General features: G+C 40.4%; 15 protein-coding genes. 5 read left to right on the top strand and 10 right to left on the bottom strand.

Annotation, left to right across the window (positions count from 1 at the left end):
• Window positions 1–121: 121 nt before the first annotated feature.
• From HYS07_06800 to HYS07_06815, 4 genes are all read left to right on the top strand, one after another.
• Window positions 122–1,540, top strand: a complete 1,419-nt coding sequence (locus HYS07_06800) for an aldehyde dehydrogenase family protein (protein MBI1870882.1) — start codon at window positions 122–124, stop codon at window positions 1,538–1,540.
• Between the two features lie 81 nt (window positions 1,541–1,621).
• The gene (locus tag HYS07_06805) at window positions 1,622–1,894 is read left to right on the top strand and encodes a BrnT family toxin (GenBank protein ID MBI1870883.1); all 273 of its coding nucleotides are present in this window, start codon (window positions 1,622–1,624) and stop codon (window positions 1,892–1,894) included.
• Window positions 1,881–2,120 (top strand): CopG family transcriptional regulator, encoded by a 240-nt coding sequence (locus HYS07_06810; GenBank protein ID MBI1870884.1) that lies wholly within the window; start codon window positions 1,881–1,883, stop codon window positions 2,118–2,120. Before HYS07_06805 ends, HYS07_06810 begins: the two co-directional genes overlap by 14 nt.
• 60 nt (window positions 2,121–2,180) lie before the next feature.
• A complete protein-coding gene (locus HYS07_06815) occupies window positions 2,181–2,471 on the top strand; it encodes a hypothetical protein (GenBank protein MBI1870885.1) in 291 nt (96 codons plus the stop codon).
• Here the strand turns inward: HYS07_06815 and HYS07_06820 are convergent.
• The 9 genes from HYS07_06820 to HYS07_06860 form a co-directional block, all read right to left on the bottom strand.
• Window positions 2,468–3,574, bottom strand: coding sequence for an NAD(P)/FAD-dependent oxidoreductase (locus tag HYS07_06820; GenBank protein MBI1870886.1), 1,107 nt, complete (start codon window positions 3,572–3,574; stop codon window positions 2,468–2,470). The two genes, HYS07_06815 and HYS07_06820, sit on opposite strands and share 4 nt — an antisense overlap.
• A 174-nt stretch (window positions 3,575–3,748) precedes the next feature.
• Entirely contained in the window at window positions 3,749–4,459 is a 711-nt protein-coding gene (locus tag HYS07_06825) for a methyltransferase domain-containing protein (protein ID MBI1870887.1), read from the bottom strand.
• A 34-nt stretch (window positions 4,460–4,493) separates the two neighbouring features.
• Window positions 4,494–5,549: a type III polyketide synthase gene (locus tag HYS07_06830; protein ID MBI1870888.1), complete on the bottom strand. Its 1,056-nt coding sequence runs from the start codon at window positions 5,547–5,549 to the stop codon at window positions 4,494–4,496.
• Entirely contained in the window at window positions 5,549–5,776 is a 228-nt protein-coding gene (locus HYS07_06835; GenBank protein MBI1870889.1) for a type II toxin-antitoxin system MqsA family antitoxin, read from the bottom strand. Before HYS07_06835 ends, HYS07_06830 begins: the two co-directional genes overlap by 1 nt.
• 49 nt (window positions 5,777–5,825) lie before the next feature.
• Entirely contained in the window at window positions 5,826–8,276 is a 2,451-nt protein-coding gene (locus HYS07_06840) for a glycosyl transferase family 36 (protein MBI1870890.1), read from the bottom strand.
• Window positions 8,273–10,681: a beta-galactosidase gene (locus HYS07_06845; protein ID MBI1870891.1), complete on the bottom strand. Its 2,409-nt coding sequence runs from the start codon at window positions 10,679–10,681 to the stop codon at window positions 8,273–8,275. The genes HYS07_06840 and HYS07_06845 overlap by 4 nt, the downstream gene beginning before the upstream one ends.
• 144 nt (window positions 10,682–10,825) lie before the next feature.
• A complete protein-coding gene (locus HYS07_06850) occupies window positions 10,826–11,116 on the bottom strand; it encodes a HigA family addiction module antidote protein (GenBank protein ID MBI1870892.1) in 291 nt (96 codons plus the stop codon).
• A gap of 19 nt (window positions 11,117–11,135) precedes the next feature.
• Window positions 11,136–11,429 carry a type II toxin-antitoxin system RelE/ParE family toxin gene (locus tag HYS07_06855; GenBank protein ID MBI1870893.1) on the bottom strand — a complete coding sequence of 98 codons (294 nt, stop codon included), beginning with the start codon at window positions 11,427–11,429 and terminating at the stop codon, window positions 11,136–11,138.
• Window positions 11,430–11,544: 115 nt separating this feature from the next.
• Window positions 11,545–12,321, bottom strand: coding sequence for an HAD-IA family hydrolase (locus tag HYS07_06860; GenBank protein MBI1870894.1), 777 nt, complete (start codon window positions 12,319–12,321; stop codon window positions 11,545–11,547).
• An 89-nt stretch (window positions 12,322–12,410) separates the two neighbouring features.
• On the opposite strand from HYS07_06860, the gene HYS07_06865 reads away from it, so the two are divergent.
• A complete protein-coding gene (locus tag HYS07_06865) occupies window positions 12,411–12,773 on the top strand; it encodes a PilZ domain-containing protein (GenBank protein MBI1870895.1) in 363 nt (120 codons plus the stop codon).
• Between the two features lie 70 nt (window positions 12,774–12,843).
• Here HYS07_06865 and HYS07_06870 read toward each other — a convergent pair.
• Window positions 12,844–24,918: hypothetical protein (locus tag HYS07_06870; GenBank protein MBI1870896.1), on the bottom strand; the 12,075-nt coding region annotated here is incomplete at its 5' end.

The raw sequence follows: 24,918 nt of genomic DNA on the forward strand, positions 1-24,918 counted from the left end.
GACATATCAAAATGACAAATCAAAAGTCGAAATTAAAAACAAAAAATAAATTTTTTGCGGGTGGTTTTATTTTTAGATTTTACATTGTCATTTTGGTCTTTGATATTTGATTTTTGAAATTATGAAAACCTATCCCTTTCTCATTGCAGGAAAACCCTGTACCTCCACCCAAAAGCAAGAGGTGATCAATCCTTTTAATGGCGAAGTTGTCGGATCTGTTTTTCTTGCCCAAAAATCAGATATTGAAAAAGCCATAGAAAGTGCTGTTGAGACTTTTAAAAAATCTAGACTCCTTCCCTCTTACGAGCGTGCAAGAATTTTAAAAGCGATCGCTGAGAAAATCGCTCAAAAAAAAGAAGAGCTCGCTTGCACCATTGTTGAAGAAAATGGCAAACCCATTCGAGACTGTCGAATGGAAGTGGATCGGGTGGTCATGACTTTTGAGATTGCCGCAGAAGAGGCTAAACGGATTCCGGGAGAATTAATTCCCATGGATCTTCGCAGAGATACTGAAGGTCGATTGGGAATTTTAAAGCGGTTTCCCATAGGACCCCTCACAGCGATGACCCCTTTTAATTATCCTCTTAATTTGGCAGCCCATAAAATTGCCCCTGCACTTGCCGTTGGAAATCCAGTCATTTTAAAACCATCCATGATGACCCCCATCAGTGGTCTTCTTTTAGGTCAAATCATTGAAGAGTGTAGCTCCCTTCCAGGAATGATCAGCGTCATTCCATCTCTCCATGAAGAATGTGAAGCACTTGTCACTGACGTGCGCATAAAAATGATCAGCTTCACCGGAAGCCCCGACGTTGGATGGGATTTAAAAAAACGATGTGGCCACAAGAGAATCACGCTTGAATTGGGTGGAAATGCCGGTGTGATTATCCATGAAGACACGGATCTTGAGCTTGCAGTAAGTCGCTCTCTCAGGGGAGCTTTTGCCTATGCAGGTCAAGTGTGTATATCGGTTCAAAGGATTTATATTCATGAAAAAATTTACGATCGATTTGTCGGAAAATTTCTTGAAGGCGTTAAAAAACTAAAAGCGGGTAACCCGATGGATGAAGCTACGGATATGGGCCCTATGATCAGGGAAAATCAAGCCATTCGAGCCCAAGAATGGATCGAAGAAGCTATCCATGCAGGTGCAAAACTTTTAGCAGGAGGAAAAAGGACTGGAAGTTTTGTTGAACCCACCGTTCTTGAAAATGTGCCCAAAGGGACAAAGGTTTGTGATAAAGAGGCCTTCGCTCCCCTCGTCAATATTTTTTGTTATACTCATTTTGAGGATGCTGTTCGGGCTGTGAACGATACCCCCTACGGCCTCCAGGCTGGCATTTTTACTCAAAATATCGGGCGTATTCTTCATGCTTATGAAAATATCGAGGTCGGAGCCCTCATGGTCAATGAAGTCCCCACTTTCCGGCTTGACCACATGCCCTACGGCGGAACCAAACTCTCCGGATTTGGCCGTGAAGGCTTGAAATATGCCATTGAAGAAATGACAGAACTGAGACTTTTGGTTTTGAAAAGTTAAAATTATTTAAAAAATTTATTTTTATATGTATAATACTATTGATTTTAATATTTAAACTTAGGATGTTTTTCTGTGAATGTCATTTCAGGCAGTTTTATTTGGGATGCTGATAAGGAAGCCGTTAATATAGTAAAACACAAAATCAACTTTTCTACTGCGGCAAAAGCTTTCAAAGATCCTAAGAGAAAAATATTTGTAGATTCAAAACATAGTCTTAAAGAAGAAAGATACTTTTGTATTGGGAAAGTCGATAAGAGTATTCTTACGGTTCGATTTACTTATCGAGAAAATCTCATTCGAATCATTGGCGCAGGAAAATGGAGAAAAGGGAGAATCTATTATGAACAAAAATAAAATTGATCGAGTCCTGCCATTAGGAAAATTGTCAAGAATAAGAGATTTTTTGCCTCCTCCATCAGCTCTTGTCCTACCTGACAGAAATGTTAAAGTGACTATCTCCTTAAGCGAATTAAGTGTCAAATTTTTTAAACATGAAGCTAATCGCCACCATACAAAATATCAAAAACTGATTCGAAAGGTTTTAGATCAATACGCAACTTTCTATGAAAAAGCAGGTTAAAAATGTCTTTGCCAAATTGATAAAAATTCTTAAGCCCTAATTAGTTTAAGGATTCTCTTCATGAAAAAAAGTGATTTTAAAAATATTCCCGGCTGGGAGTTGGTCAGTAAAGGGCTCAAGGATATTTCTGAAGGCAATTACAGTACTGTCCATGCGCTCCTAATTTTTATGGCCGCTCCCCGTCTTCATTTTCTAGGATTTAATATTCCAGATATTCCAAAAGGCATTCAAGAGAGCCCTAGTCATGCGCTTTACAAACTTTTAGAAAATACAACTTCCACCCCCTACTCTGAATACAACGCCCTACAGAGAAGATTGGCAAGTTTTTGCAGCGGGGTAGAAAATACTTAATATCGATGTGCCAAGCGAAATAAAACTTGAGGAATAGGGCCCATCTTGGATAGGCACCAAGAAAGTCCATTTAACAAATAAGGATGAAAGCTAAAGAATCTCATCGTACGACCGAGCAAAAATCGGGTTTTGAAATTTTTGTGGATCGCTCGATAAAAGGCCCGATCTTGTGAAGATTGGGATAGCAGCCACCCTGCCTCTAAAGCCAGGGTAATCCCCTCTCCAAAAAAAGGATCTATCACCCCCAACGCATCCCCAATACAAATCTCATTTTCCTGATGTTCCTCCATCTTTAACCCTAAAGGAAGGGGTGGGGTTGTTAATAGTGGATTGATGCGGACAGCATTTTTCATTTTTTCTTTGAGGATAGGATGGCGGTCAAAAACCCACTGCATAAAATCATCAGGTCTTTTTGGAATTAAGTCTACAGGAACTCGATTCATATCCAAAAGAAAACAGACATTTACTTTTTCATCTTCAATCTCGACAAGTCCACCATAACCCACATCTAGAAAATAAAGTTCTAGCGTCTCGTTCAAATTTTGAAGCAAATCATAATGGGCCTTGACTCCAAACATACGGTGCTTTTGTTTTTTTGAATCAGGTTGTCTAGGCCTTCCACTCGCCAAAATCACTCTCTTTGCCTCAAGAGTTTGAAGCGTCTGCGAACCTTTAACCACACTTCTAACCAACCAACTGTCTAGAGTTTTTTCACGGTGGGAAACGAGAACCCCTTCTTCAACCTCCACTCCCAAGGATTGTGCATGACGAAGCAAAAGATGATCAAGCTTGGCTCGACTCAAAGCCAATCCATGTTCAGGTTGAAACTTAATTTCAATAGCCTTTCCAGATGAACTATAAAGGACAGCTTCACGAACAGGATGATAGCCACTTTCACGCAGCCGTTCCCCTATTCCAAGCTCTTCGAAAATTTTCCAAGCACGAGGACTGATAAACTCACCACAAACTTTATCACGAGGGAAAATTGATTTTTCTAAAATTAATACGGACTGACCCTGCCTTCTTAAAAAAATTGCAGCTGAACTTCCCGCAGGTCCAGCACCAATGACAATGGTGTCGTAGCGTTTAGAGTGACTATTCATCTGGAAGTCCTTGTTGTAACTCACGGGTAGATACCAACCCAAATAAATTTAAAAATCAAAATGCAAAGTGCAAAATGACAAATCAAAATCTAAAATGATTCTTAAAGCAATGACTCAGATATATTTTTAATTTTAATATGTCATTTTGATTTTTGATATTTGATTTTTAGATTTTCAAATTAATGACCCCTCACCCCATTTATTTAAAACTAAACAAAACCGATAAGGAAAATGCCTTCTAATTTCGCACCCTTTAAAATCCCCTTCTCGAATAAGCTTCTCAATCTCATCGATTGTAAAAGCCCTCAACACTGAAACAGCCCCGTCGTGACGTGTCATGGGATGGAATCTAAACGCTCTCGCCAAAAACTTAAAACCATAATATGGAATCCACGCCCGAATTAAGTCATTCACGAGAACTGCTCTTTTAGCCAATCTCAACATTTCTCTTAAAAAAGGAAGCCAATCCTTTGAACCCAGATGATGTAAAAAGAGGGATGTCGTACAAAAATCAAATGTCTCGTCTTGATAAGGAAGATTAAAGACATTTCCGACTTCATACGAAATTTCTGGATAAGAAATGCTCCTACCCTGAGCAATTTCTATCATCTGAGGATTTTTATCAATAGCCTTGATACTGGTTGTAATCCCCTGTTTTCGAGCCCAAAGAACCATTTCAATCGGAATATCGCCCGAACCTGTTGCAATATCTAAAATGGATAGTTCTTTGATCTTTCGTTTTCGAACTTGTTCTTCAATATTTTTAAGAATTGTTTTATATCCGCCCAAATAGCGATTGATCCAGCGAAGATCTTTTAAGCTTCCCTCCACATCCATTTTTGAAGTTGAATGATCCATCCATTCAGGTTCAAAACTCTTTTTCATCTAACCAACCTCTTTTCGAGATACCTCTCATCATTTACTTTTCAAACAAGAAACTTTCAATGGTTAACCCCGGTCCAAAAGCCATACCACATCCTAAACCTTTAGACGAAGAATCTTCCAAAAATTTTCTCAAAATAAACATAATCGTTGGAGAAGACATGTTCCCATAGTTTCTCAATATTTCATAGGACGGTTTCATTTTAGAATCTTCTAAATCGAGCTCAGATTGTACCGCTTCTAGAATGGTTCTTCCTCCGGGGTGAATGGCACAAAAATTAAAATCATTCACAGAAAATCCATTTAAAATCTTTTTCTTTTCATTTCGAATTCCTTGAGAAATAAAAGAAGGCAGTTGAGAATCTAAACTCATAAAAAATCCATCATTCCCAATGGTCCAGCGCATCAAAGAAAGACTCTCGGGAATAATGACAGAATAAAATTCCTTTAGCTTTAATCCAACAGGTTCAGAACTAATAAGGCTGGCTGCACATCCATCTGCAAAAAGAAGAAAAGAAATAAGTTGATCAAAAGGAACATGATCACGTCTCCAATGTAACGTACAAAGCTCAAGATTAACCATCAGAACTTTTGATTCTGGCTGGGCCCGCACAATGTCCCGAGCAAGCTTCAACCCCGAGATCGCAGCAAAACATCCCATATAACCAATAAAAGTTCGATGAACAGTCGTACGAAGTCCTAATCTTTGGATAATATCAACATCCACACCCGGAGCATAAAACCCCGTACAGGAAGTAACAATGAGATGTGTCACCGAAGAAAGTTCTTGGGTCTGAAGAGGGATGATGGCTTGAGCCGCGAGTGGAAAAGCTTCTTTTTGATAGCGTTCCATCCTTTCCTGAGTTGAAGGAAATCGGTTGGAATGATAAAAGGCTTCGGAGGGAATACCATTCTCAGAAAAAAAATGTTTGAGAACGGTATATCGCCGATCGATCCCTAAACGATTTGCGATGGCAATAAATTTTTTATATTGATCGGAAGATGCGACAAATTTTGACAGAAACCCAATCGATTCGTCGTGCCCTTCATAGGGAGGGACAACAGCTTCAATGCGATTGAGGTAGACTGACATTAAGCGAAATGAGCGACTGGAACAGTTCGCTTCACCGAAAAACTTTTCTTATGAAGTTTTATTCTTTCAATTTCATGAAGGGTATGTGCATCAAGATAACTTTCACCACAATAAAAACATGAAATAACTGGAATATGATCAATAATAAAAAGATCTTTTCCCTTACCATAGGTCCGAGCAACATTCAAAAGGCGTACGTCTGATTTGCCACAAAGTTCACACTTCATATTTAGACCTCACGCATTTGCATACACTGTGATGATAACAAGTTTTCCGCTAGAATGCACTGGCAAAAGCTGCTTTTTGAGACTTTACTTTCTCCCCAGATAACTTTCCCATCATCACTTCCACACTATGTGCCTTTCCATCTCCCACGGGCTGAACAACATTCCCCTTAATGGAGAATCCATCCACCTTGATTTCCCAAATGCCCCCTGAAACATGTTTGGGATTTTTGACCTCAATTTGGTAGATATCGCCACGAAAACGGCGAGTCATCTTAAACCCATCCCATTTTTTAGGAATACAGGGATCAATGACCAAACCATTGTAATCCGGACGAACCCCTAAAATCCACTCACCTGTAATTCGGTAACACCAAGCCGCAGATCCTGTATACCAACTCCATCCTCCCCGGCCATAATTCGGAGACTCAGGACCATCCACATTTCCAGGAAGAACATAGGGCTCAGACCAATAAAGATCCGGATTTTCTCCTCGGTAAATGGGATTGACCCGCTGATAGGTTTCATAGGCCTTGGCGGCATCTTTCATCTCACATTCAGCCCAAATCCCCCAAACTCCCGCATGGGTATAAAGTCCTCCATTCTCACGCATCCCTGCTGGATAACGCGTAAGATATCCTACTTCGATGTCCGGACTTTTATAAGCAGGATAAAAAAGAATCGGACCATAATTTTTATAAAGATATTTTTCCATCATTTTCTTAACGAGCTTTGCCCTCTCGCCTTCGGCAACTCCATTAATCAAAGACCAAGTCTGGGCATTGATAAAAATCTTTCCTTCTTTACATTCATGGCTTCCTAAAACCTTTCCGGAATCAGTCGTTGCACGCCAGTACCACTCACCATCCCAGCCCACTTCATTGATGGCTTGCTTTAAAGTTTGAGCTTCGTTTTTCATCAATGCTACAAATTCAAGGTCGTTTTCTTTCATAGCTACAAAAGAAAATTCATTTAAAATTCCATATAAAAAATGTCCCAGCCAAACCGATTCTCCTTTCCCATCACGGCCGCAGGCATTCAGCCCATCATTCCAATCCCCTTCCAAAATCAAAGGAATGCCACGCGGGCTTTTACGAGAAAGTGATTTTAGAATGGCTCGCTTAGCATGCTCATAGATGGAAGCGCTTCCCTCATTTTTCAGGAAAGAGGCTTGTTCGTGGAGAATAGAAAAATGCGCCGTCTCTTTTAGATAATTCACTAAAACAAACGGAAGCCAGAGAAGATTATCGGAGTGATGGGAACCGCTGGCCTCAGGCGCCAAATTTTGCCACCAGTGTTGAACAGTTCCATCGGCATATTGATGTTCCGCATGAAGTTTGATTTGAGCCGCTGTACGATCTGAGTTTAAGGGAAGAAAAATATGACTATCTTGTAATTGATCCCGAAAACCATAGGCCCCTCCCCCCTGATAATAACCGGTACGCCCCCAAATCCGGCCTGAAATGGCCTGATATTTCAGCCAGGTGTTGGTCATGATATTGAGAGCCGGATCCGGTGTTTCAACTTCTAAACCCGACAAAGTTTCTTTCCAAAATTCTTGAGTCGCTTTAAAAGCCTGAGCCGCCTTTGCGGGATCAGAAAATGCCAAAACTTTTTTACGAACGCTTTCTTTATTTTCCGCCAAACCTGTGACAAATACACAAGACTCTGCCTTTCCAGGTTTCAAATTAAATTTAAGATGAAGACTTGCAACGGAATCATTCCACTTGCCATCGTGATTCCCTAATTTCCCCTCCTTAACTGCCTTCGGATGAGCAATGGCTCCATACTTCCCAACAAACTCTTCTTTATCACATTCAAAACCAGAAGGTTTACGGCTGCAAGCATGGAAGGCCACATAGGAATAACTATTATTCCAAAGCTGACCTTTCTGATTTGGGATATCCCAAAATCTTTTTTCAGCAAAAATGCCTTGAAGCTTTTCATCATACTGAGTTTCAATAAACAAACGGTGAAATTCCCGGTGACTATCCGGCCACCGGCCCAAAAGCCATTCAAAAAAGGTAAAAACCGATATTTTCCTCTGCTTTTTCCCAAGATTTTCTAACTCTAAAGTCCAAATTTCATGTGTTTCATTCGGAGGAACAAAGAGGGTCATTTTTCCGCGAATTCCCTGCCACACCGCTTCCAAAGTTGTGAAGCCAACCCCATGACGGCACTCAAAAGATGAAAATTTTGAACAGGTTGGTTTCCAGGTTAAAGATCCACCTGTTCCTTTTTCATCATCTCTTAAAAAAATAAATTTTCCCCATTCATCCCGAATTAAATCCTGTTCCCATCGAGTAATCCGATTGATCTGAGCATTGTCCATCCAGCTGTAGCCGCCCCCGGTCTGAGAGACAATCACACCGTAGCGACCATTGCTCATCACATTGACCCAAGGCCTCGGGGTATCGGGCCTGGTAATGACATACTCTTTTCCATCTTCGCTAAAATAGCCATAGTCATTCTTAAAAAGTTTTTTTTCTGTTATTTTCTTCATCCCACCACCTCCAAGGAAATTTCTTTTGCACCATGACGATATTGAACAAGAAAACCTTCTTCAGTTTTTTTAAATTCCACTTCTTTTCCATTCACCAAAACTCTTTGTGGAGCTTTTTCCAATTGTAAAACGATTTCACCTCGCGTTCCTTGCGGCCCCCTCATCTGGAGTTTAACCCTAGAGCCTTCTATCGCTTGCCCTACAAGTTCAGAAGTTGCGTAAATAATTTTGATCCCTTGAGAAAGCTCCCAATCAAAAGGAAGAATTAATCCCGATGTTGGGCCAATCACTAACCTTCTCTGTGAAGGAAGTTTCATCTTTTTCCCATCAATTAAAAGATCTATCACAATCTCTTTTTCGATGGGGTGAAAATTAAGAACAAAGAGAAAAGAGCCATGAGGACCTTTACGAATTTGAAAATTCACATTGGGATCATTAGAAACCACTTGAGGTAAAAGCCCATCTCGTTCTAAAAATGCTTTAAACACGTCCATATGCTCTGCAATTTGATAATTTGGAAGTGTTCCTAAAATAATCGCTCGTCCCTTCCCGATATTCTTTTCAAACCCACAAACCTTATTTCCAACTTTGGCGACGACTGAAGCATCATCACCGTTAAAAACCGTCATCACAGGAAAAGAATTAACGAGTTCATGATCAAAAAACTGGACTTTGGATTCTGTCGGGCAAAAAATCGAATCCCCTTCGATACCTAAGCCTTTTTTCAAGATATCGCAAGGTCGTCCCTCTAAATCAAATTTAGGTAAACTGGGATAAAAAATAGCTCGTCCACCCCGACGCACAAAATCTAAGAGTTTCTCTTGAGTCTTGGGATCCATGAGTTCGATCGCAAGAACCCACAGCTGCTTGTACTCTAAAAGTTCGTCCACGGACTGAACCTCTAAATCAGGTAACTCTGGATTAAAATTAAGAGCGTAAAGAACCTTGATCAATCCATCGAAATAAAACGCGTCCCGTACCCATTTAAAATCATAGGTGAGACCTACTTTTTCGGGTCTAAAATATTTATCTTTGAGAAAAAGAGGATAGAAAAATTCTGTCTCATAATAGGGTTTATAAAAAGCCACTCCTACCGACGAATGCTTTTTAGAAGGAAGAAAATTTTCTTCATTGGCCCGAATCCAGCCATTAATCCTTGAAACAACATCATAAAGCGGATTTTCTTTTCCTTTCACATCCAAAGGGGTGTCCCAATAAAACATCGGGCCATAAACCCCTTCCCCAGGAGGATTCTTCCCTTGAGAAAACATGTAATAATTCCAGCCCTGGGTTCCATAGGAAAGAGCCGCCTTGTAAAAAAGTTCAAGCTCATTGGGATAGGTCCTGACACAATGCTCTCGTGATCCGGCCTGAAATTCTGCAGAATAAAGAGGCATGGACCGATTTTGCAAAGAGCGTGTCATTTCAGAGATAACGGCTGCATCATGAAAATTCCTAAAATCGACATTTTCAGGAATATGATCTAATCCTAAAAGAAGATCTGGGCATTTGGCGACCACTTCAGAATATAGGGTAATGCAAACTGGAAATTCGTTGGCCCGACCATAAACCCACCCCGGAACATTTTCATAAAAAGGAACTGTAATCCCACGTATCTTAAGATCATCCATCAGATACTTCAAGTAAATGTAATAGTACTCACGGTGAAATGTATGCCAGTCACGATAGCGGGCAATGTCTTGCGGGCATTCCGTATTACCCGAAGGAGGAATGACTTGATCAAAAGAAGAATAATTTTTTGAATAAAGTTGATTGAGAATATTAATCGAACGGTATTTTCCCTCTAGAAATTGATCATAATATTTGAGGGTTACAGGATTATAATCCCCGCAGCCGGCCAACCAATGCTGAAGGCCCACCTCATTACAAATTTGCAGCATCGAGATGGGCCCATTTTTAGAAGACTGACGCTGGGCAATGGCAGGAATAATCTGGTCAAACCATTTGGCCGCATATTCCAAAAAAATCGGATGCATAAAAGAACACACAAAGGGCATATTGATCCTGCCTTGAGAATCCTCGACTTGAATTTCAGGGTGACGGGCTAACAACCATCGAGGAATGCCTTGATCCTGATACTCTGCCAAAATATAAGGGCCGGGTTTCACAACCACCTTAAGCCCATTCTCATGACAAAGATCAATAAATCCAACAATATCTTTTTCTGGTTTTGTCTTGCCTTCTAAATCAAAAATCCCCTCTTTCGCCTCATGCCACGACCATGGAATATAGGTGGTCACGGTATCTAAATGGACCTTTTTCATTTTTTCCAAATGCCTTGGCCAATCCTTTTTCTTGACTCGGAAATAATGCATTTCTCCAGAAATGAGAAAAAAAGGTTTCCCATCCTGCTTAAATCCTTGAGGGGTTACTTCAAAGCGCATATTCTTACTCCATAAAAACAGTTCAAAAAATACAGTTCAAAGTTTAAAGAGAATACAAAAAAAGAGGGGGATTAACAAGGGAGAAGTAATTTTCAAGAACAGAGATAGGAAATTGAAAAAGAAAGTCAATTTCGGTTTTAGGGTTTAAGCTGCAAGAGGATGAATATGTGAAATTTCCCTTACATCAACTTGACTCAATTCCCAATTATTTTGCGTATTAAGCCAAAACTGGGGACTTCCTCCAAGCGCTTTAGAGAGTTTGAAAGCCATTTCAGCACTAATGCCACGCTTCCCGCGGCAAATTTCATTAATTGTTTTTGGCAAAACCCCAATATGTGCTGCTAAACTGGCCTGGGTCAGTCCAAGCTCATCTAATTCATCTTGAAGAATCTCTCCTGGATGAATCGGTGTAACAGGATAAGTTTTACCCGGCATAACTCCTCCATTTTTTTAACTAACGGTGATAGTCAATAATTTCGACATCATCCGCATTTTCTTCAATCCACTTAAAGCAAATTCTATACTGATCATTGATGCGAATACTACAAGAACCCTGTCTATCCCCTTTCAGGAATTCAAACCTATTTCCTCTAAGCTCTCGTAAATCCCTAATATTGCTAGCAGCGCCTAAACGGGCTAACTTAATTTGGGCCTTCTTATGCAAATATTGAGGCAATAGCCTTAAAGCATCTTTAGAGAGTCGGCCATAGTTGAGGTCTTCTGTCCTTTTATTTTTAAAACTTCTAATGGCCACCTGTAACGACTCCTAATTATCTAATTACCACGTAGTTATAATACAGGTAATATTAACATGAGTCAATTTTTTTGCAATTGAAGGAACGAACCGTCCCTATAAGAGAGGATTATCCCAACACCAGTGGTATCAACTCAGAAAGAGAATTTACCGTAGGGATCGGAAATTTACGCTGACCTGTACGGTCAAGTAAAACGGCTCGAATTCCAAGTCGAGTAGGCCCCTGGACATCATCCTTGATGCTGTCCCCCACATGCAAGGCCTCATGAGGCTCGACTCCTGAACGTCTTAACGCCTCTTTAAAAATTCCAGCATGAGGTTTTGAAGAACCGACTAAACCCGAAGCGAGAATAAAATCAAAGATTTTCCCAAATCCTAGTCTTTCACATAAAGGAATCAAACGTTCATCCCAATTGGAAACAATGCCAAGAAAAAATCCATGATCTTTCAATTTTTTCAGAACCCCTTCTACTTCTGGAAAAACACGCCACACTTGAGGCCGTGCAAAAAGATCATGGAGCTCATCAAAAAAAACATCGAATTTTTTGATACCCCCAAACGTTTCAAAAACATCCCAAACCAACTTATACCACCATTCCCGCTCTTGAGGATGATGCTCTCCCTCTTTATGATGGTCCCACCCCCTTTCGTTAACCCCATGGTTCAGTCCGGCAAAGCCGGCCCCACCTTCGGTAGCACGAAAGGTGGTGAGATGATCTTTTTTTTCCCATTCTTCTCTAAATTTCTGCTCAACTTCTTTTGAACTTATCTTACATCCATATTTACCCGCCACTTCAGAATAAATCTCTCCTACGGATAGATAGGGCTCCACTAAAGTCCCCCCTGCATCAAAAAAAATAGCTTTGAAACGTAAAATTTTATTCATTTTATCTCTAACCCTTTCCTTCCTAATATATAACACAAAATTGAGCATTTAAAACCCTCAAATATCTTTTTTTCAAGTATAATTAACCCATGGGCTTTGAGGAACGTAGAAAACATTTTAGACGCTACTTTGGAGAGGATGAACGTTATTTTATCGAATATAAAGTTTTAGGGAAACTGATTCCTAAAAAAGAAGTTGCGCTCACCCTCGATTTAAGTGCGGGAGGTCTTTTATTTCGATCCGCTGATCTCATTGCAGTTAATTCAGAAATAGAGTTCGATCTTTCTCTTCCTCATATCAAAGATCCCATTCATTTAAAAGGTCGTGTCGTCCGCGTTGAACCTGCGCTTAAAGCTGGAATCTATAACATTGCTGTTCAATATATCGAGATTTCTGAAAATGATCGAGTCGCCATTGACCAATTTTGCACCGGAAAAAATCCTTCTAAATAAATCATCCAGGGACATTGATCTTTCCGAATTACACTCCACTTCATCATCAAAAAATCGCTTAGGTAAAAGCTTACATGCTATTTGCAGTCACTTCTAAAGTTTGGCGGATACTCTCAAAATTATTTCGGACCGGTTTAAATCCTTTAGGTGGAACGACTCTTCCATTTTGATCTAATAAAGCTTGGGCCTCTCCATCAGAAATCCCAATATTTCTTATGGCTAGAAGAAAATCGTCTCGATCCATAGAATATAAAACCGTCATGAGCAACTGTTCAAACTCAAAATTTTTATCACCATAGACGGCATGAACTCCAATCTCTGGTCTCCTTAAATAAGGGCCATAAAGGTCCCAATCCTCTTCATGTCCAATAACAAATATTTGCTGAGTCATATCAAGAGATTGCCCTGAATAAAGCCTTTCATGAAAACTTTTAATAGCAGCGATGAGACGTTCCCCAACTTCCCCTTCTCCTGATGAAACATCTAAAATATCTTTTTCTTCAAGACCATATTTTTTTCTGGCCTCTTCCCGTAAAGTTAAAGACCGATCTTTACCTATCACATCAAAGAAAATAAATTTCACTTTATTTTTATATTTTTGTTCCAATATTTTTTTAGTTCTTATTACTTCCAAAGCCCGATCTGGATCCTCCAACATTTTCAAGCTCACTGGGAAATAAACAGGGCGATTATCCTTATCAAGCCACCCGCTTACTTGATCCATAAATCCTTTTTTCATTCTCCTTAATTTTTCGACAAAGGCAGGATAAGCAATAGCGTTTTCAATAAATTCCATTGTTGTAAACGTTTTTTCAGCAGCATTTCTATTGAAGAGAATAGCAGACAAACCCAAGGTCTGAGCATCTACCGCTTCTAACACACCTGAATCTATCGTAACGGATTTTCCTTCATCTCCCTCTCGAACTGTATGCTCTTCAAAATCAACCCCTGTCTGATGAACATCAAAATTTTTTGCAGCTTCCTTCATTTCTCTCAATTTTTCCATAGGGATACCCACTTCAGCGCAAGTCTGAATTATCACCAGTCGTCTCCCAATACCTCTTACCTCTTCTCCCCTTTCCTTTTCGATTAACCCACTGACTTCTTCTATCAGCATTTGAAGTTGATGCTGTTCCATTTCTTTTCCATAAAGCTTTGGATAAGACATTCGATATTCTTCCAGGGCTTGACCTAATTCAAAAAGAACATGGTCAACGGTATAAGATGAGTCCCGAACAACATCTTCTAGCGTTCGACGCCTACTTTCAGAGAAACACGACCCGAAGGATGAAACCATCCCTTCATTCGGCTCCCCGGCCATCACTAAACCTTTGCTACCAGAGAAATGACCGTTTCTCGTTTCCAAAATCGCTTTAAGATCTGGAATGAATCCTTCCTTGATATGCCGATCTATCATCCGCATCACAAGGGTCATTTTGTCAGTAACACTTGCAGGATCAACAAGATCTGGTGAAAGAATAGCCGGAAGAGCATTTGTCGTTTCACCCCACAAGAGTATTTTAGATGGATGAGCAGCATATTTTTTTTCCAAATCCTGCAAAATACCCTCATCTGCCGCAATAACCAAGTCCGCGTCACGAATACTCTCATTTGTAACAGGCTGACGTCTATGTTGAACAAAATAAGAGCCCAGGCCTATGGAATGAGCAATGTTAATGATTTCTTCTTCTAGAGAACTTCCATCCCTGGACCCACCCGTTGAGACGCCTGCTGATGAAATCTCTAAAGATGATAAGGTAGGATCTATGCTCTTTTGATGTTCAAGACTATACTGAATCGTTGGACTGCGATGAGAATTACCCAAGCACACGCAAAGGACTCTGAGGGGACCTTTTCCTCTCCGAAGCTCCTCATAGAGAATAAATTTTTTCATCAATGAAGCTTGAACATTCCTCAAGATTTCATCGTCCTTCAAATAGGACCCTACTTGATAAGCAATGATTAAATTCAAGCATTGCGAAACAACAGCCAAGCTTTCATGAGGAGATTGACCTGATATTTCATTAAGCCAGTCTTCATCAACAATGATTTCACCTTCACGAATTGCAAAAAATGTTCCACTCTCTGCTTGAACATGTTTAGCCTTTTTCCAAACAGCCTTTCTTAAAGGAGACATTAATATTTGAAATGAAGGATATCGCTCTAAAAGCTCAAACCATGGGCTCAGGGGCAAAGTGTCCAAAAGCTTTTCATCTTTAAAAGTCTGATGCCCCAGCAAGGGAGAACGAACAGATGAAGTAATGGGTCTTGCCTGGAGAATAAAAACCTTGTCTCCTACAACAGCAAATTCAATATCCATTTCTTGATTAAAATAATTTCTAATCGCACGGGCCATTCTTGCTAATTGAAAAAGATGCTGTTGAGTCAAAGAAGATGTATGCCGCTGGGAAATGGGAACATCTCGATTTTCAACACCTCCTGAAGACTGAAGGTAAAAAGCTTGATTTTTTTGAGCAATCTGGGCTGTTTGGGAAAGCTCCCCCGTTTCAAGATTCAAGCGATAAGAATCTACTGGAATCTCTCCTCCAACAACCCCTACCCCTAGACCATAAGTGGCTCGGACAAGCGCTCCAGGTTTCTCAGGCTGATTAGGATCCTGGGTAAAAAGCACTCCTGAGGCATCTGCAGCGATCATGGTCTGTATTACCACACCCATTTGAAGATGGGAAAGAAGCGTCTCTGGCAATATCAAATTTCTTCCTTGATACACAAAGGCCTCTTCATTCAATGCAGAGGCCCAAACTCTTTGAATATTTGAAAGAAGATCTCTCTGAGAAACACCCAGTTCGGTTCGATAAAGTCCCGCATGAGATTGCATAGAGGCATCTTCATTCTCATGAGATGAACGCACAGCAGCCAAAGAACCCTCTCCAATGACATGATCAAAAGCCCCTAAAATCTTTTGAGCGCTCACTTCAGAATCAGACCACTGTGTCCGTTCAATCACTTCTCTTGCCAAAGCTAAACGTTGGGATAATTCCTTTCCATATTTTTCGCTCCCCAGAATTTCTGATAGAACCCCTTTCAAAGAACGTCCAGACAATTTTCCCAAATGAAGTGTTCTGGCTAAAGTTTGGCCCAACAATTGCTCTTCTAAAAATTTTAAAAACACATTTGCAGTCACAATAAAAAAAGGGGCTGTTGGCAAAATCTGACCTTCCACTGAAATATGAGCCAGTTCCGAAAGCTGAAACCCCTTTCCTCCCAAAACGTTACGATTTGAAGATTGAATATCTTCTGACAATAAAACATCTTTATCTAGACTTTGAGCGTGTTCAATTCTCGGCTCACCTAATCCTATTTTTCCATCAGATGCAGGAACAGCCAAATCCATCCATCGGTCCAAAGTCTCAAGAAGAACAAGTTCCGATTCATTTCCATCTGGAAAAGGATTTTCAATAAAGGCATATACCAGGGCATCCATATAGAATCTTATTTGAAGAAAAGAAATCCATCTAAGTAAAAATTCTTCTTGAGAACGGGCCGTTTTTAATTCATAAAAAACTCTTCCAAGCCATTGACTGCGATGTTGCATCATAAAAATACTTGCCCACTCGGAAATTTGACCCCATTCCTCTAAATCCTTTTCAAGTGTTTCTCCTATCAGCCGCCACAAAGTTTTGTCTAAAGATCTATCTAAAAGATACAACATCAAAAGAAAGCCTTCATTTTTTTTATTCTTTAAAAGATTTTTCAACCATCCCCGAATTAAAGTTTCTGAAGGTTGTAAAGAGCCGATTTGATTTAAAACCGACATTTGAGGCGAGTATTGAGAAATATGAACATAGAAGCCTGTATTCTCATCTAACAACAAGGGATCTCCTGTTTCCCAGGGGATCTCCTCTCTTGAAAGGGCCCATGCAACAGAAACTTCTTTTCCTCTAACGATCACAGTAGAATGATTTTTGCTAGGACAAGCGTAACGAATCTGATAAAGCCTACCTTCTCGCCACTCCCCTTGAACAGCTACACTCAGGGTGCCCAGCTCTCGTGCAACAATAGCCGCATGGGAAAGCTCATTTGGATTGGTTGTCACAATTGACCCTACTTTCTTTATCAAAGGTAAATCTGAAGGGGTCGTGAATGGCACAACTAAAATGGAATCTCGTCCTCCCTGATCAGCCTGATCACGATAAACAATTTGACCCCACCGAGAAGGAAGAATAGATCTTGCCATCACAACCATAGGGGTCATGTCTTGAAGCAGTACAGGAGGAGGTCGACTTGTTAAAGAGGACAAAACTGCATCTATTTCACGGTGAGAGACTTCTTCAGGTTTCAAAATAGACCATTTTAATTCTTCAGTCATACGGCCCAAATGAAGAGAATTTAAATAGACAGGTTTAGAAGAAGTCCACTCTATCGTTCCATCCTTTGGAATGGAGACGGCACGAAAAGCCAAGGCAGATAAAACAACATTCGTCTGTGGATCCCTTAGACGAATCATCACAAATTCATCACCCTGCAAAGATTTTAGCAGTCCTTGTTCAACAAGATAAGGGCCCATCAAAAGAACAGGGTAAAATTCAAGATAAGCATCTAACGCTCTTGAAAACAAGCCCATTTCAACTGCATCTTTAGGATCCTTATCTATTTGGTCAACAATGCGTTTTGCAAAACGGGCTGCCATTTTTTTGGCTGATCGAGGATCCAACAAAATAAAATCAGCCATTTGGACATAACCCGCTTTAAAAGCCCGCAGCAAAGGTTGATTGTAATACTGATCCACAACGACCTGAGACATGTGAGCATGATTTGGAATAGGCGCCAATCCAAGACATGCCAATTGATAATTGAGCTTGTCGCGCAAGGCACCTGAAAATTCCATTTCAGATCCTATCCCATTCAAATAGGCCGACAAAAACAGAGTGGATTGCACAAAATCATCCATATCACTACCCACATAATATCGATGGCTTTCTTCTTCCCGAAACACTTCTGCCATTCTAGAAAGAGCATCATTAAGACCTACTTCATTTTCTACGGGATAGACTTTTCCAATCTCCACATCGAGATTATAACTTTGCAATATCATCCTCAGAACCAGCACTGTCAAGTGCTCCATTTTTTCTACCGAAAAAGAAGCCTCCTCTTTCGTTAGAACAGCTTCAAAAGAGGCCCTGCGTATAGAAACCTTAAAACCCAAACCTTCAAGAATCCGTCTAAACAAATCAATACGAGCTAGATTTCCTCCATCATCATCCCCCTCTTGATAATTGAGTCTGATTTCTCCACGCTCGGCCAGAGGATTTAAATTAACATGCATGCGTGCACTATGTTGGAAAATAGGAATATGAAGCCAAAATTCATTTCCTCTGATCACCAGAAGAGTCACAGCGCCTGTATCTCCTCCCCCAATCTCTGATTGCAAATGACCCATGGCATGCATGGATTCATCCAAAAGAGTCAAGATGCGATCTTCCATTCTCTGACGATATTCTGGAGTCCCCTCCGTGAGGTTAAGCATATTGAACGCCTTCATATACTTAAATGAAAAATTATGACGATAAGTAGAAGAATCTATCTCTTCTCCAATCGCTCGAATCGCTCTTTGATGTACATCATTAATCAATCCTTGAAGAGAAATGATTCCAGGCGGAAGATCGAAGAGATCCATTAACCATCGCCGAAAAACCTTTTGAGAAACCGTATGAATATAACGAGACTGAAGGATATGCTCATAAATACCCTGATTCAAAAAATCCCATGTCTGAAACCATGCTTGCATCTTATTCATAACATCTGGATCAACTGAACGGCTAAAAAGCAAATCCGACGGACCTTTTCTTGGATCAACAGATGCAAGATGAAATGATGTATCCCCTGTTTCAATTTTAACAAGGCACACGATCATTTCACGCGTCAGATCAAGTGCCTTTCGAATCTGTATTTTTGTAGTCTGAAGTCCTCCCGAAATCAATTTCAAAGCTTCAAAATTAAGATCTATCAAATGGTCAAATATCTGAAGTATTTGGAGCAAATGCGCCGTTTCAGCAGAAGAGAAATCACCTGAACGACCCCCATTTTCAAGCTGAGGCTTTTCCTGAACCGTTGAATCCCATCGGTCTAATTCTACAGCCGTTTGACGATGGCGATAACCATATCGAAGCGTACTTTTAACGAAATTAACATCTAAGACTCTTAAAAAAGCAAGACTTCTTTTAAGAACAGTGTTAATTAAATGATTTACCGAAGGTTCAATAAGCTTTTCAACCTTTAAATACCATTCTTGAAATGAATCTGTATCCATTAAAAGCTCTATTCTATCGATAACCTTAGTAATTCTCTCATCTTTACTCTCTCTTCGGAGTTCTTTTTTTCTCCTCCTTTCTTCCTCTTCCCTTAATACTTTTTCTTCCTCTTTTTTCTTTTTAAGACCTTTTTGACTTTTCGCAGTAAGTCGAGCTTGCAGCTGGCTCACCAACCGATCTAAAACACTCGAAGCAACAAATTCCAAAGGAACACCAAAGAGACTCTTCCCCTGAACAATTTCAACAATAGAACGTTCCTCTCTCTTACCTGCTACTTTAAAAACAAGATTTTCTCCTTCAACGCCTACCAAATCTGTGAATCCAGGAGGTCCATTCATGACCGCGATCGATGCTCCACCAGCCTTAAAATATTTTAAAAGCGCTTGAGCGAGTTCCTCTGTCATTGGAATAAACGCTTTAGACAGTCCATTCTCCTTCAAAAATTGAATTTGACCCACCCGAGAACTCTCATCTCCCATCACCGCACGTAAGCGCATGAGCCGTTGATAAGAAGCCTCATCCCCACGATGATAAAAGAAACTTTCCAAGCATTGAATAACACCGTTCCATATGAAGTGAAATATCATGGACCAGTAAAAAGCCCCGGATCCAGAAAAAATATTACGACTGAATCCTGGAATGACAGAAATAAAGGGAATATTAAACGCGAGATCTGCAAAGAAAAGAATAACGAAATCTGTGAGTGTCCTTTTTCCATCACGATGCAGCCACGCAAAAATAAAGGCATGAATAAAAAGGGCTAGATAAATATATCCTCCAATTCCTGGAATAATGGAGCAGAGAAAAAAAGCAAAATTCGAGCTAGTAAAAATTAAAACTGATTTAAAAATTTTTGCTTTGATACCGATATCGTCTCTCAACCATTCAGAAATAAGCTGTAAACCAAAAAATTCAATAACCGGGGCAAATTTTGGCCCCCATTTACGCAACAAATCGCTGGCCTCATCTAAACCAAACCCTACCCACTCGAAAATCTTTTCAACTAATTGATACGTCCCGGGCATGGTGGCGGTGATCAATGACAGTTGAGAACGAGGATTAGAAAGCAAATGGGCTGATACCTCCCGAAAACCATTGTCTGATCGGCTTAATTGTTCACTAAAAACCCCTAAGGGTCTGACAAGCAATTGGCCACGTTCTTCAGGAGTTAAAGAATGACTCCTCAATTCTTTTGAAGCAGCATCCCATAATTTCGCACCGCTCCACGCTGTATCATCTGTTCTGGTTCGTTGAAAAACTTCAGAAACTGCTCCTCTTGCCGGCTCACTTGCGACCATTTCCATCAAGCGATTTCTTAAATCCTCCTCTAGATGAATGTGCATTCTTGTAAAATTGATCATCATCGTCTGTAATGCTAGAACCTGATCTCTTTGGGATTCAGATGGTTCCATTTCAGGAGCAAATTTATTGAAATGGGCTTTTAATACTTCAGCAAGTGTTTTAAAAAGAGGGACCATGGCTGGGTCCAGACTCGAGGCAATGATTAAGTCGATTTCCTCTCTTAAAAACACCTGATCCATCCAGGTAACTTCATTTTCCGTTACGGGCGGCACAAAAAAACCAATAACAGCTTCAGCCTCTTGAAGAATTTGATTGAGTTCCTCAATCCAGCCCTCACGGCCAACATCAACCTTCAAAATTCTTTCCAGAAAAAGATTCATTTCATCAGAAAGCGGGCCATAAATTTCGTTGTCAAATCCCCCCAAGCTAGATCGTGTCTGTGCAATTCTAAAATCTATAAACTGTTGATCTTTTGGAGAAGTCAAAGAGAGTCTTTGACGCTCCAGAACCTTGACGCAGAGTGCATCTTCAATTCTTGAAGAGAGTTCATTCTTTTTCAAAGAAACATTCGTAAGTTTTACAGCACGATGCCTCACTTCATGCTTCAATGTACCTACAAAGCCAAATAGGTTTCTTAATCCAATATTCATTTTTACAATATTACACGTGGATAAACCCAATACCCCTTCATCTTCAGTCGTATCGATGAAGGTGTCATATCTTCGAAGATAATCTTTAAGGTGACCAATGAATTCTTGCAAAAGCTCTGCATGCTCTTCTGCGAGCTTCAACATGGGCTCTTCCGACAACTTTGCATAGACCTTTGCATCAGGTTCAAGAAGTAAAACCTCACTATTCAATTCATTCATGACGTGAATATCTTGTTTTGGACGTCGTCGATATTCCTCTCTCATCTCTCGCAATAATTTTCCGGCTTGCTCCCTGTCCTCCCCCTCCATCCATCTGGCCCAATTCGTGATCAGATAAAGAAGACTGGTTAACACACGAGGATGGGTTTCTGAACGCCAAAGTTCAAGAACGTGATCCATCACTTCACGTCGAAATTCCGGGTATTGTTCCAAGAAACTCGTGCGTAATCTCCCAATAGCACTTCTTCGAAGTCCAGGATGAAGAGAACTCAAGAATGGACGAATAAGATCAATGCCATCCGTCTCTAAGGAAAAATTAAAATTTTCGACAGCCGACTGAATAATAACTGCACTGGGGCGCAGAACATGAACACGATCTTGAGCCCTCAAATCTTTCATACTGGAAATTCTTATACTGTAAATGGTTCCTTGAAGAGGTGTATCCCAGGAAGGAGATTCTCCTCTTTTTAAAGGACCTCCAGAAACATCCATTTGAATATTAATGGAACCCGAAAAACCACTCCCTAACGAATCTCCAATCCTTAGTGAATACTCTGCCTTTCCATCTCGATTGACAGGTCCACTTAACTTGGAAAATTTTTGACCATTGATAAAACCATTTTCAATCCTGACTTCCATGCCTTGACGCAAATTTATTTCTCCAATTCCATTTAGAGTCCCGCTAAGCTCTTTAAAAAACAAATCCTGATCTGGATCGACCTTCCTTACTAGAGTTCCTTCATCGAGGGTAATTTCTTGTATTTCTTCATCTTCTGCCGCTCTCCCTAATTCTATCAGTGGCCTCAACCACTGATTAATCCTGGCTTTCATAGGTTCAAAAACCTCGTCCCAAGTTCCCATAGAACCATAGAAGGAAACGACTCTAGCTCTTTGATGAATGGAAGATAACTGTGGAAAATGTTCTTCTATGGCCGTTAACACTTCTTCAATGCGATGCGGAAATTGGAGTTTTGCATACTCACTGAGAGCCTGATAGAAATGATCATCTTTTTTGAGAATTTCTTCAACAAAGAGATCTGCCACTTTTTCAATATCTTCCGAAGGCAACAAATGCGAACCATGTACATCCCTCCAACGAACGATTTCGCCTAGAAGAAGAACAGCACATTCCCGTGCCTTTGCCCTCAATCTAGCGACTTTAGCTTCATTTGTAACCCCAATCTCAGAAGGATCCCAGGCTAGAAGTCTGACGATGGAATTCATCCTATTACTTTTGAATTGCTCAGCAGAGGATAGAAAATTTAAACCCAAAGCATCGATGACATAAAATGGATCATTTTTCACCAGGAGCCATAAGAGATTGATAGCTCTCTCCTTAACCACGGGATCAGAATCTTCAAGACCATCCAATAAAAGGAGAACGGTCTGGGGAGATGGAAAATAATAAAGATGATTCATTCTCATCCTTCGGTTGGTTCTATTAAGAGAACGGGTAAAATATGCTTCTAGAACTTTCAATCCTTCTGTACGAACTTGAGAATCTTCATCTGTTAGAAAAATTCTTAAAGATGTTTCCCCTTCTAAAGATCGTCTGGAACAATCAGGACCAAGTGTCCGTAAGAAAAAAAGTTTTCTTTCCGAAGTCCAATCCTGAAAATCATGACTGTTGACACGAATCCTTTCAATATCATCAGGCTCAAGCCCTACACCCAAAATCCGAGAATCCATCGCTTCAATTAAAAGAGGGATTCCAGAGAAACGGGCTCGCTCGATTTGAAGCGGGCTCGCTTCGTATTGGCCCATCGCAACTCTCGCTAAGAGGACCGAAGCTTTACTCTTATCTTCTTCAATTAGACCCTCCACGCCTTCGCCATTTTCCAAAGCCGCCAAAAGTCTTGGGGTCATGTCTCTTTCTAAATGGGCTCTTCCTCTCAACCGATCAATCTCCTGACGAACATCTTCTGAATCTAAAACTTCCCAAGAATCCAAAGAAAAAAATTCACGTAACGAAAGTTCTTTTTCAGCAATCTGATTAAATAGGCCCTCGCCTATCCAAATCACAGAGTCTCGAACTCCAAACGTCTCATCATCTCCCTCAATGACACGCATAGAGGGAATCGTATAAGATGTATTGGACTGATACCTTTCCTCAATTTCTCTCGTATCAAAAACAATTTGATTACGAAGATAGTTGATGATTCTAGCCAAATGACTATTTGCTCGGGCCTCTTGCAGTTCGACCCCAGATGATGTCTGCACCACTTCCCTTAGCCCTATCTTATGATCTTGCCTAAATGGATCCGAACTCAATTCAATATCGATTTGAAAGATTCGTCGACTTCTAACGAGTGCGGCTATCGCTACATTATCACTAGCGGGTCGAACATCAGGAGCAGCATTTGGAGCAAAACCGGTTCCTGTAGCCGTAGAGGTTACTCCTGCTTCATAGTCCGATATCTGTTGATGGAGACCGACGGTAGCGGGAAGTAATTTGCTTAAAGAGGGTGGGTCCTTCGAATCTTTTTTCTCAATAAATTTAACGAAATCTTCATTATTTTCTCCCAGTGATTTTTTAAAAAAGCCTCGGGTCAGTTTTTCCGTAAGGCCGCCTTGAAGAAGGAGACTTCGGGTTCTGCGAACAAAATCCATCAACTGAGGATCTCCTAGTAGTTTCCCCTCTGGAGTTGATTTCATTCTCAAATCTTGAATAATGGATAGAAAAATGGGGGCTCGACGTATCCATTCATCAAAATGATTGTCATCAAGGGAGGCTGAATCCACCATCGTTTGGCCTAATCTTTTCATCATCTCTATGAAATTTTCACGAATATTGCCTGCAAGAAATTCATTAAAATCCTTCATCTTTCTAAAATAAGAGCTTCGATCATCGCGATGGTCAAAATGAGGGGCAATCACACAGTAACCAATCTTAGCTTGAGTGAGGCGATCTTTCAGCCCTTGGGTGTGAAACCCTCCAATCAGGCATGCTCCAACATTCAATTTCTTCTCCCCAAAAACTTTTATCAATTTGTCACTGATGATCTGCTCCCGTTCAAGAACTTTTGCGTAGAATTTTTGGGCAATTTCGAAGATGCTGCCGAAATCTGAAAGTTCATATTCCACATTTTGATCTTTTGCAATACGTTGAAGGTTTGAGAGAAAGTTATTGATAAAGATATTCTGGCTCGAAGCTCGAGGCTCAAGGCTCGAGGATAATACTTTGCTCGAGGCTCGAAGCTCGAGGCTCGAGGATAATACTTTGCTCGAGGCTCGAAGCTCGAGGCTCGAGGTAAACGCTTCTTCAGTTTTTGCTTTTTGTTTTGTTTTTGCTTCTGCCTCGAGCCCCTGCCCCGTCGGATGACTTGGGGTCGAGCTTCGAGCCTCGAGCTTATTAATGTCTTCCCTACTCCCCTCCATCGATATGATTCTTTTCAAGAGAGCAAAGTCTTTTTCTAACCTTAAAAGTTTCTTAATTTCTTTCTCATTCGCTTTTCCTCGATAGGTTGCACGCTCTACGCTATCCCCTAGCTTTTCAATCTCTTTTTCTAATTTAAAAAAAGAGGGGGTATTAAGAGGGGAGACCCTCTCTCCATGTCTTGGTTCTAGATATCGTCTCAAATAAAGATAATGCTCCTCATCACTCATTCTTCCTAATCGATGCTCCAACACATGCCTCATTACTTCTGCCATTGCTTCTTTGGGTAGTTTCTTTTCTAATTCGGATAGAAATTTTAAATATTC

This window comes from Chlamydiota bacterium, from assembly GCA_016178055.1.
GTDB lineage: Bacteria > Auribacterota > JACPWU01 > JACPWU01 > JACPWU01 > JACOUC01.

What these genes read in the sequence shown, in the direction of transcription:
- HYS07_06810 (MBI1870884.1), top strand. Translation starts at nt 1,881, where the DNA reads ATGAACAAAAATAAAATTGATCGAGTCCTGCCATTAGGAAAATTGTCA.
- HYS07_06825 (MBI1870887.1), bottom strand. Translation starts at nt 4,459, where the DNA reads ATGAAAAAGAGTTTTGAACCTGAATGGATGGATCATTCAACTTCAAAA.
- HYS07_06860 (MBI1870894.1), bottom strand. Translation starts at nt 12,321, where the DNA reads ATGAATAAAATTTTACGTTTCAAAGCTATTTTTTTTGATGCAGGGGGG.
- HYS07_06815 (MBI1870885.1), top strand. Translation starts at nt 2,181, where the DNA reads ATGAAAAAAAGTGATTTTAAAAATATTCCCGGCTGGGAGTTGGTCAGT.
- HYS07_06800 (MBI1870882.1), top strand. Translation starts at nt 122, where the DNA reads ATGAAAACCTATCCCTTTCTCATTGCAGGAAAACCCTGTACCTCCACC.
- HYS07_06830 (MBI1870888.1), bottom strand. Translation starts at nt 5,549, where the DNA reads ATGTCAGTCTACCTCAATCGCATTGAAGCTGTTGTCCCTCCCTATGAA.
- HYS07_06850 (MBI1870892.1), bottom strand. Translation starts at nt 11,116, where the DNA reads ATGCCGGGTAAAACTTATCCTGTTACACCGATTCATCCAGGAGAGATT.
- HYS07_06840 (MBI1870890.1), bottom strand. Translation starts at nt 8,276, where the DNA reads ATGAAGAAAATAACAGAAAAAAAACTTTTTAAGAATGACTATGGCTAT.
- HYS07_06845 (MBI1870891.1), bottom strand. Translation starts at nt 10,681, where the DNA reads ATGCGCTTTGAAGTAACCCCTCAAGGATTTAAGCAGGATGGGAAACCT.
- HYS07_06865 (MBI1870895.1), top strand. Translation starts at nt 12,411, where the DNA reads ATGGGCTTTGAGGAACGTAGAAAACATTTTAGACGCTACTTTGGAGAG.
- HYS07_06820 (MBI1870886.1), bottom strand. Translation starts at nt 3,574, where the DNA reads ATGAATAGTCACTCTAAACGCTACGACACCATTGTCATTGGTGCTGGA.
- HYS07_06835 (MBI1870889.1), bottom strand. Translation starts at nt 5,776, where the DNA reads ATGAAGTGTGAACTTTGTGGCAAATCAGACGTACGCCTTTTGAATGTT.